We start from the raw sequence: 8,487 nt of genomic DNA on the forward strand, positions 1-8,487 counted from the left end.
ATGAAGACCGACAAGCTGGGCAAGATCGATGCCCGGCTTGTTGGTGTTTAACCCCATACCAGCGCCACCAATCGGCGTGTCAAACCGATGGCCTTAAGCAAGTACAAGAGCGTGGCTGATGGCAAGCTGGCTAACAACCCTCGGCCGTTGCCTCGACCGTGTCAAACCGCCCTGCTGCCAAAGCCTGCGGGTCGATCCAGAGCTGCAACGCACCGCTGTCGCCCCACATCATGTTGGCCATGCCATCAGTATCCACTTCCAGCAACAGTACTTTATCAGACATCCGCTCAGGCGCGTCTTGAATCGACAAGCCGGCGCCGAACATTCGGTGACGTGTGCAACCAACGCGATTGGCCATGCGCCCCAACATGTCGTCTGTCATGCCGGCCGGAACGCCATTGACCATGATATAAGGCCACGCGCTTTCAAGCCCACCGAAAAGCCCCCTCTGCAACATTGAGCCCAGCACGATCGCTGCTTGCCCATCATCATAATCTTCGCTGAGGGTGCTGCGCGCGACGTTGCGAATGATCGGGTCACCTTCGACTATCTCGCCGTTCTTGTCTTTGCGCGGAGTTTCAACCTTGTCCCGGATCACTTCCGGTATCCGGGCATCCAAGCCGATCAGAAATTCACGAAAGGCAGCCGCGCGTTCCACCGGCACTTCGGATACAGGGTCGTGCGCCGCAGCCTCTTCAACCCAGGCACGGCAGGTTTCAGGGACATCACCCCCAAAAATATCTGCAATCGGAGCTTCATGCCAGCTCCGCTTGCGAACACGCTGTGGCGGCTTTGGCTCCACGGGCGGCGGCGTTTTGATAGCGAACAAGAGGCGGGCCAACAGACTTTGGTTCTTTAGGTTTGCGGGCGCTGAACGAGGGGGCTTCAGGGCGAATGCAACCCTTCGCATCAAGCTTTCCTGCTGCAGGTTGGAATCCCATGCGCTCACACCCAATTTTGCGTCGCGCCCGACCGCTCTGGCTGTTTCCGCCCAAAGCGTCAGGGCAATTCGTTCCACCATTATCCAGGACCAGGTAAAATTGGCGCCAAAGTCGCCATACTTGATTTCTTTTCCATCCCCGTCCGTTTTGCTGCCGGACATACCGAGCGCGGTGTTTGGCAACCAGTTCGGTACAAGCTTCAGATTGTTGCATTTGGCCGCGTAGTCTGAAGCAGGCATTTGCCCCGCGCACCAGTCTTTCCAAAGCTGAAAGCTATCGGATGAGATTTGAGGTTGGGTGCTGGTATCAGCAACCGGTGCATGAGCCGAATGCTGCATTTCCGTGCCCAGGGTGACATCAGCACCGATCAGCAACGGGACGCGCGGATAGCTTTTGGGAGGTGAAACTATCTGCAATGCTTCGGGGGCATAGATGCGCAGATCATACCATGGCTGGTTTTGGCTTACAGCAGCGTCAGGTCCAAATGCCGGTGCATCCGGCGGCGGTGATACTGGCGCAAAATCTGAGACATCCTGCTCGGTGTAAAGAACCTGAACCGTCCCTTCTTCCATCTCGTAGAATTCTTCGTCAGCACACGCGGCAAAGACAAAAATGGTGCCGGTGGTTGGGAAGGTGGGCAAGCCAAGTTCATTCTCGTTCAATATCAGCTTTCTGGGCAAGGCGTGCAACGCAATCTGCGCAACATGGACCAAAGGGCGTCCCGAACCATCGCGAGGCCATGCCATCCCGTCAGGCAACTGCGGGGCCCCTCCCAGAAAACACCCGGTGCCACGTGGATCTCCGGGGCTGCTCACCAAACAAATCGATGGAATAACCAATTTACTCATCTATCAGAAGTTCCTCATATTCAGCGGTAAATTCCGCACTTTTCAAGCTCGTGAATGAAGGCGTTATGGGTCAAAAGTAAGGCGAAAGAGGTATGCCCGTGAGGGCGGATATTGAACGCTAGGTCCAGGTCGATTGCGGGCAGGCGCGCACTAACCAAAAGTTCGGACCCACACGACATTGTTTTGACAGATTTGAGTCGCAACTAGAGATTATTGACCTTGTTTTCGTTCACCATACCGATTTCGGAGACCGTTATTGCCCGATACCGCATTCAAGAACTTGCTGGCACGCCTCGAAGCTTCTCCTGAAAATCTGACACTCCGACTGGCGGTGATGCGCCGCGCCATGGCCTTGGGTCTGGACAGCCGTGCATTGGAACTGGCGTTTGACATCCAACCCAACGACGTAGTGTCCGCAGACGACCGGAACTTTGTCGCTCAGGTTTTTGCAACGGCAGGGTTGGATGAGGAAGCAGAACTTTGGGGGCACCCTGCGACTGAAGACCAGATACCGGTAGAGGCTGAAGCGGACGCTACTCCGGACACCACCTCCGAAACCGCACCTTTCGAGGAAGAGGCTGCAAATGTAGTGAGTCTGCAGGTCGTCGGAGGACAGTCGACCACCGGCGCCGAAGACACGGATGATCAGATCTCGTTTGCCGATGTTGGCGGGCTTGAGAATGTAAAACGAGACATCGAGCGGCGCATTATCGCACCCTTCAAACAGTCGGGGCTGCTCTCTCGTTTCCGAAAAAAGTCCGGGGGTGGTGTGCTTATGTATGGCCCACCCGGCTGCGGCAAAACCATGATTGCCAGAGCGACCGCAGGCGAATGTGGAGCCCGATTTCAATCCGTTGCCATATCCGACATCCTCGATCCCTATTGGGGTGTTGCCGAGCAACGTCTGACTTCGATTTTTGAACAGGCCCGAAACAATACCCCGACCATCCTGTTCTTTGACGAGATTGATGCGCTTGGGTCAAAACGGTCCGGGCACACTTCGACCCATGTTTCACAGATGGTCAGTCATTTTCTCGCGCAGATGGACGGGGTGAACCAACGAAATGAGGGGGTTCTTGTTCTGGCGGCGACGAACATTCCGTGGTCGATGGATTCAGCCTTTTTACGCCCGGGCCGGTTTGACCGGATGTTCTTTGTACCACCCCCGGATGCTCCGGCCCGCGAAGCGATCCTGCGTATGGAACTGGCCGGGCGACCCGCAGAAACAAATATCCGTTTCGAGAAGATCACAGCCGCCACAAGCGGTTATTCCGGAGCGGACCTTGCGCAGATCATCGACGCGGCAACAGATCTTGCAATTGACGCCACGCTTGCCAGCAATCGCGAAGTTCCCATCAACATGCAGATGCTTGAGACCGCGTCAAAGCAGGTACGCCCATCAACCATCGACTGGCTGACAACGGCACGCAATCATGCGACCTATAGCAATGAAAGCGGACGCTATGACGATGTTCTCGAATTTCTCAAGGTGAATGGGCGTCGCTGATGCAGATGGATATCGCAGACAACATATTGCCGGATGCAAATCCCGCGAAAATTACCGCGCCATATGTGGTATGGATTGCGGGGTTTCTGGCGGGCCCGGTGTTCGGTGCAATTTGGATGTATCGCAACGCCGAGTTTCTGGGCTGTCGCGACAAGCAACGACAGGGCCGCGTGCTATTGGCGTCAGTGCTGTTTTGCGCGCCGATGCTGGTGCTGATTGATTTCATCAAGGACAGCTTTGAGAAAGGCAGCATCGAACGGCTTGGCAACCAGATATTGCTAAACATCGTGCTGGTCGTTGCGATTGTCGCCTCGGGCTACTGCTTTCAGGCGCAGCGCCAACTTTATCAGTTGCACGTGCAGGAAATGGGGCGTGGGCAACTGCGACTGCCCTTTGCGGTGCTGTATGTCTTTGTGTCCTGGCTAATTACCGGACTTCTGCTGGCAATCCTGCCACCACTCGGAGAAGCAATGGGCGGCCTCGCCTACTATCTGAATTGACCATGATGCTACAGAACCGAGACCTTCCGCTTGCCATAGCGGCCACCGACCGGGGCGATAACGACAAAGCGCTCGAACTGTTCCGCAAGGCATTGAAAGAAGAGCCCGAAAGCGCACTTGTGCATGCACATCTGGCTTTCTGCCTTCTCAAACTGGGCAAGCACTTTGCGGCGTCGCGCGCCGCGGACCAGGCCCTCGCACTTGGTCCCAATCTGCCGCTAGCCCATGTGGTGCGCGCCACGATCGATACGGTTTTTGGTGATGACGAAGCTGCCAAAAATGCTCTGGACGAAGCATTACGGCTTGATCCCGAAAACAGGAATGCGCTTGAGATTCGATGCGCGAACGCCTTGCTCAATCATGATATCAAGGCACTGACTGCCGCCGTCGACACGCTTCTTTCATTGTATCCCGACGATGATACGCCTCACTATTTTGCATCCAGACTTGCAACGTTGCGCCTGGACGCCGAAAGCGCAGAACGCCATGCCAGAGCGGCCCTCAGAATTGCACCGACCAACAGCGCCAATCATGTAGCCATTGGATGGGCGTTCTGGGTCAAAAAAGACTTCGAGAAGGCACATGACGCCGCTTTGAGCGCGCTGGCCCTGTCGCCAAACAATCACAACGCACATAGCTTGCTGGCCGCGATTGAGATGCATCGCAAACCGCTGACAGGCTGGTTTCACCGTATTGGCCATATCGCCAACACCGCTAATATCAAAACCGCCGCTCTCTATGTGGTGCCGGCAATCTTCCTCTATATGTCCGCCGCAGATATCCTGAGGTACTTCGAACTCGACACCGCTGCTTCGATGTTGTTCAGAGGCGTTCAGATCACCGCTATTCTGTTGCTGATAAGCACTCAGCTCTATTCAAGAAAATCTGCACAACATCAAAAGGCGGCTTCGCTCCGGCTGGATTATTGAAAGCTGATCGCATGTCGAAGCCGATCTGTTGCCGCAGTTCGTGTTCAGCCGAATATCCGAATGGTAACTGCGGCCATCTTGGTTGTACCCCGATCAGCCCAGTGCAAGATTTGAGCCGCATCTCACCCGAGCCGATTTCGAGCGGGATCAGCGCGCGTAACTTCAAACCCGCAGGTGATCGATGATCGTTGATCGATACTACCAGATTTTTGTGATCTTCATTGCGGTTCTTTGGCTTCGCGAAGACCTGATTTTTGCAATTGTCTTCGGCGTAATCCCGGTCCTGTTTCTCTTGATGCCTGTCGTGGTGGGGCTGCTGCTCTGGCAGTCGGCTTATCAGAATTTCGGCCCGCAGAAGATGCGATTGATGGCCCGGTTGCGGTGGGATCTGAGCCGCAGTGGCAGCATGTTTGCGGATAACCGCAAATCCAAAACCAGCAAGACTATTTTGAAGGTCTATGGTATCGACCCCACCATAGCACTGCCCGAACAAAAAGAGCACCTCAGAGAGTTGCTGGAAAACGCCTATGCAATTGACCGGCGGGTACCTCCTATCTTTCAAAAGTCACTGACGGCAACCAGCCTTGGGCGGGCACTGACAGATGCTTGCGATTTGACAGGTCCCAAGCGCAACTCCTTCATCGCGACACTGATCAGCGTCGAGCCCAAGCACCGCACGGTCGGACCGATACTCCGCATAAAAAGAGCGTTTCGCCGAATTCTCGCCCCCTTGGTCGGGAGCAAGGTACAGCGGCGCCGAATTGAGTTTGTCTATCTGTGCCACTTTACGGATCAACGGATAAAGTCAGATCCTCGACTGGCCGTTCTGACAGAAGCCATCCGCACGGCGCGCGATGCAAATGGCCTGTCCACATTCCCACGTGAACCCGACGTGTTTGACGTCATTGTACAGCTACCCCTTGGAACCCAGCGAAATCTGGTTCTGTTGTCCGAGTTGGTGTTTGGGATACTCAACCTTCGGCGCACAGCGCTTACCGATCCAGGCAGGATAAAGTGGCTTCGCAAATTAAAGGGCGCACTGGATACGCATTCGCCACCGGATCGGGTCCTTTGGGATACGGAAAGGCCAGCACGGTCTCATCCTGCGGCAACCCCCAAACCGGAACGGGCTGCCACGCCCCAACCTGAACCCACCAAAGAAGAACTGTTGGAGGAGCTGCATCAGGAGGCGCGGGACGCGATTTATCTCAGGCGTGCCTGGCCCATCGGCTCAGATCCGGTTGGGCGTTCGTGGTTGGGTGGCATGCCCTGTCTGCCCAAAAGCATCCCCTGGCCGCGCACTCCGCAATCGGGGACCCCGTTGCACTTTCTCGCCCAGATCGATTGCGCAGAACTGCCCCGTGTAAAAGGGGGTGAAGAAATGCCCGAGGATGGGTTACTCCTGTTCTTCGCGAGTGTGAAAGACGATATGGTTTGGGAAGACGAGGGAAGCACTCGTGTGATCTTTGTGCCAGCGAGCGCGGTGCCCGGTGAACCCGCTACGCCCCCATCCCGCTTACCCGACATCGGATATGTTGAGGGCAGTGGCGTTTCTGATCGTTCGGGTATCAACAGCTATCCGTGCTGGCCCATATCCGCTCACCCGATCAAAACCTTTTTCTGGGATTTCGCGATGCCGATGCCAAAGCTGAGTTTGGCGTACGATCTTCAGAAAGGAGCGATGCAGGCACTGTTGCCTGACCGGGTTGAGAAAAGCCATCGGCCGGTTATGGGTAACGAGCTTCTGTACAACTCCGAAGATGATCCCGAATCCGCCCCGACCCGGAGATATTGGGTCCAACCCGAACTCGTCGAAGCCGGGTTACCATTTTGCGGCGCGGTCATGTCCCGTTTCGCGATGGAGCTGGAGGGTAATATGCTGGCCAGTCTGATGGAAAACAGGCGGTTAAAAGAACTTTGGCGTCGAGAGGGGAAGGAGCTTTCGAAAAAAGCCGAAACCACAATGGCCAGGCTGACCAATCATCTGGCGCTGCTGGCAAAGGTATCTGAACGATTGGACGCCCATGCCGATCTTGCGGTTCCCGATCCCGAAACGCGGCAATGGTTCACAAGCTGGCTCGAAGAAATGCAGTCAAAGCATGGCTTTATGGTGCAGACCGAGTTGAGAAATGCCTTGCTGTCGGTTGTTCAACAGGCAGTGACGGATGAACAGATGCGCACGCTGCTGCCATCCGAACTGTATGAGTTCTTCGACGAAACGCTGTGTCCGTCTGCAACCCAGTCTGAGCATATGATGTTGGGTCATACGCAGTTTAAAACCAACGCAACCTGTGGCTCGGGCATCCGTCTGCTGGCGCTGGACAGCGACCGCGGCATGAATTTCATGTTCTGCGATGCAGGAATGATCGAGTTTTGGATTTTGCCGGAAGATCTGCAGAGACGCGATTTCAACAAGGCTCAGGCCTATACTGCCGGAGGCTGATCGCGTCAGAGAGACCAATACCTGATCTCATGCCCTCTCACCCCCTAGTGCATTAAGAAACTCGGCCGCACATCTGGCTTGCATCTGACCAGCTAGCCCAGAGTACTGATCTCTGACAGCTGGCCGGCAAACCGTTGATTGCGAACGCTTTCAGGCGTTATCCTGTAGTGCGAACGGAACGAGCGCCCCAAGGCTGTAACTGATGAAAAGCCAGTGGCCGTCGAAATTTCCCGATGCGACATGTCCGTATGTCTAAGCAGACTATGAGCCCGTTCCAGTCGGAGCTCTCGATAGGTTGTGAGAAGTTTGACGCCGGTCTTACTCAGGAAACGACGCTGAAGCTGACGTGTCGATGTTCCCAATACCTTTGACAAGTCAGGTATTCTAAGCGGATCTTCAACATGTTCCAGCATGGTTTCCAAAGCCTGCCTGACCAGAGGGTCTGCGCCTGAGCGCTGGATCAGCCGATGCGCAAGCTGGCTTTCACATTTCCGTCGCGGCTCCGTCAGGCCAATGTAGCCACGCAACGTGTCCGCCAGATGCTCACCATGATCCTGAGAAACGAGATCCGAGAGCAGCCGCAGGGCACTCAGCCGCGATGATGCGCTATGCTTGCGGCCATCGCTGGACAAATGGGTGCTCCGGCCGCCGTCTCTCAATCCACCTTCGCGCGCTGCTGCTGTAAAGTTCGGATGAATGGCTGCCATCGTCTTGTCTGCGTGCCCGGCCTGGGCCAACAGCAGCACTGCACCCCCGACAAGGACCGTACGAGATGAGAGGTTGAGGACCTGAGAAGCCCACGCCAGATCCCTTCCCTCAAAGTGCCAGCGCGTTCGCAAATCTCCCCAGAAGATTGCCGTTCGCCCTGCCCAATATAGTGGTCCGTCGACGGGATCCTCTGCGAACACGCGAATATTCACAAAATAGGTATGATCTTCGATCAGATCATTCAGGGCGCGATAAAAGTCAACGACCATCTCTGCAGACGCGCGCGCGTCCGGATCAGCCAGGATCACATCGATCTGCTGTATTCTTTCAGCCGTCGTTGATGCAGTTCTGGTCAGATGATCCTGACCGTTCTTGAGGACATAGTGTTTCATTGTTCCTCCATCTGCAAAATGTGAGCCTTGCCAGTTGCGGCACTGCCCGTTTTCGATTTCCCCCGCCTCATGGCGGGGGAATATTTTGTTCTCTCTATTACTCTGCGGCTTCTTCGTATTCTGACATGGGCGGGCATGTGCAGATTAGGTTTCTGTCGCCGTATGCGTTGTCGACGCGGTTGACGGGGGACCAGTATTTGTCGACGCCCATGGAGCCCG

The 8,487-nt window shown here is 55.4% G+C and carries 6 protein-coding genes; 4 read left to right on the top strand and 2 right to left on the bottom strand.

Annotated elements, in window-relative coordinates; translation table 11 throughout:
* Positions 1-130: 130 nt before the first annotated feature.
* Positions 131-1,789, bottom strand: a complete 1,659-nt coding sequence (locus tag ACR0CW_RS20630; RefSeq protein ID WP_480789204.1) for a DUF1963 domain-containing protein — start codon at positions 1,787-1,789, stop codon at positions 131-133.
* A 256-nt stretch (positions 1,790-2,045) separates the two neighbouring features.
* On the opposite strand from ACR0CW_RS20630, the gene ACR0CW_RS20635 reads away from it, so the two are divergent.
* From ACR0CW_RS20635 to ACR0CW_RS20650, 4 genes are all read left to right on the top strand, one after another.
* Complete coding sequence (locus ACR0CW_RS20635) at positions 2,046-3,296, top strand: ATP-binding protein (protein WP_480789205.1); 1,251 nt, start codon at positions 2,046-2,048, stop codon at positions 3,294-3,296.
* Positions 3,296-3,796, top strand: a complete 501-nt coding sequence (locus tag ACR0CW_RS20640) for a hypothetical protein (RefSeq protein WP_480789206.1) — start codon at positions 3,296-3,298, stop codon at positions 3,794-3,796. The genes ACR0CW_RS20635 and ACR0CW_RS20640 overlap by 1 nt, the downstream gene beginning before the upstream one ends.
* 5 nt (positions 3,797-3,801) lie before the next feature.
* Positions 3,802-4,725: a tetratricopeptide repeat protein gene (locus ACR0CW_RS20645; RefSeq protein WP_480789207.1), complete on the top strand. Its 924-nt coding sequence runs from the start codon at positions 3,802-3,804 to the stop codon at positions 4,723-4,725.
* 181 nt (positions 4,726-4,906) lie between these two features.
* The gene (locus tag ACR0CW_RS20650) at positions 4,907-7,168 is read left to right on the top strand and encodes a DUF1963 domain-containing protein (protein ID WP_480789208.1); all 2,262 of its coding nucleotides are present in this window, start codon (positions 4,907-4,909) and stop codon (positions 7,166-7,168) included.
* Between the two features lie 92 nt (positions 7,169-7,260).
* On the opposite strand, the gene ACR0CW_RS20655 is transcribed toward ACR0CW_RS20650, so the two are convergent.
* Positions 7,261-8,268, bottom strand: coding sequence for a helix-turn-helix domain-containing protein (locus ACR0CW_RS20655; protein ID WP_480789209.1), 1,008 nt, complete (start codon positions 8,266-8,268; stop codon positions 7,261-7,263).
* Positions 8,269-8,487 lie beyond the last annotated feature (219 nt).

The organism is Ruegeria sp. CH6, from assembly GCF_056537005.1.

Excerpts from the sequence above, each read along its gene's own strand:
- ACR0CW_RS20630 (WP_480789204.1), bottom strand. The coding sequence starts at position 1,789 with ATGAGTAAATTGGTTATTCCATCGATTTGTTTGGTGAGCAGCCCCGGA.
- ACR0CW_RS20640 (WP_480789206.1), top strand. The coding sequence starts at position 3,296 with ATGCAGATGGATATCGCAGACAACATATTGCCGGATGCAAATCCCGCG.
- ACR0CW_RS20645 (WP_480789207.1), top strand. The coding sequence starts at position 3,802 with ATGCTACAGAACCGAGACCTTCCGCTTGCCATAGCGGCCACCGACCGG.
- ACR0CW_RS20650 (WP_480789208.1), top strand. The coding sequence starts at position 4,907 with ATGATCGTTGATCGATACTACCAGATTTTTGTGATCTTCATTGCGGTT.
- ACR0CW_RS20655 (WP_480789209.1), bottom strand. The coding sequence starts at position 8,268 with ATGAAACACTATGTCCTCAAGAACGGTCAGGATCATCTGACCAGAACT.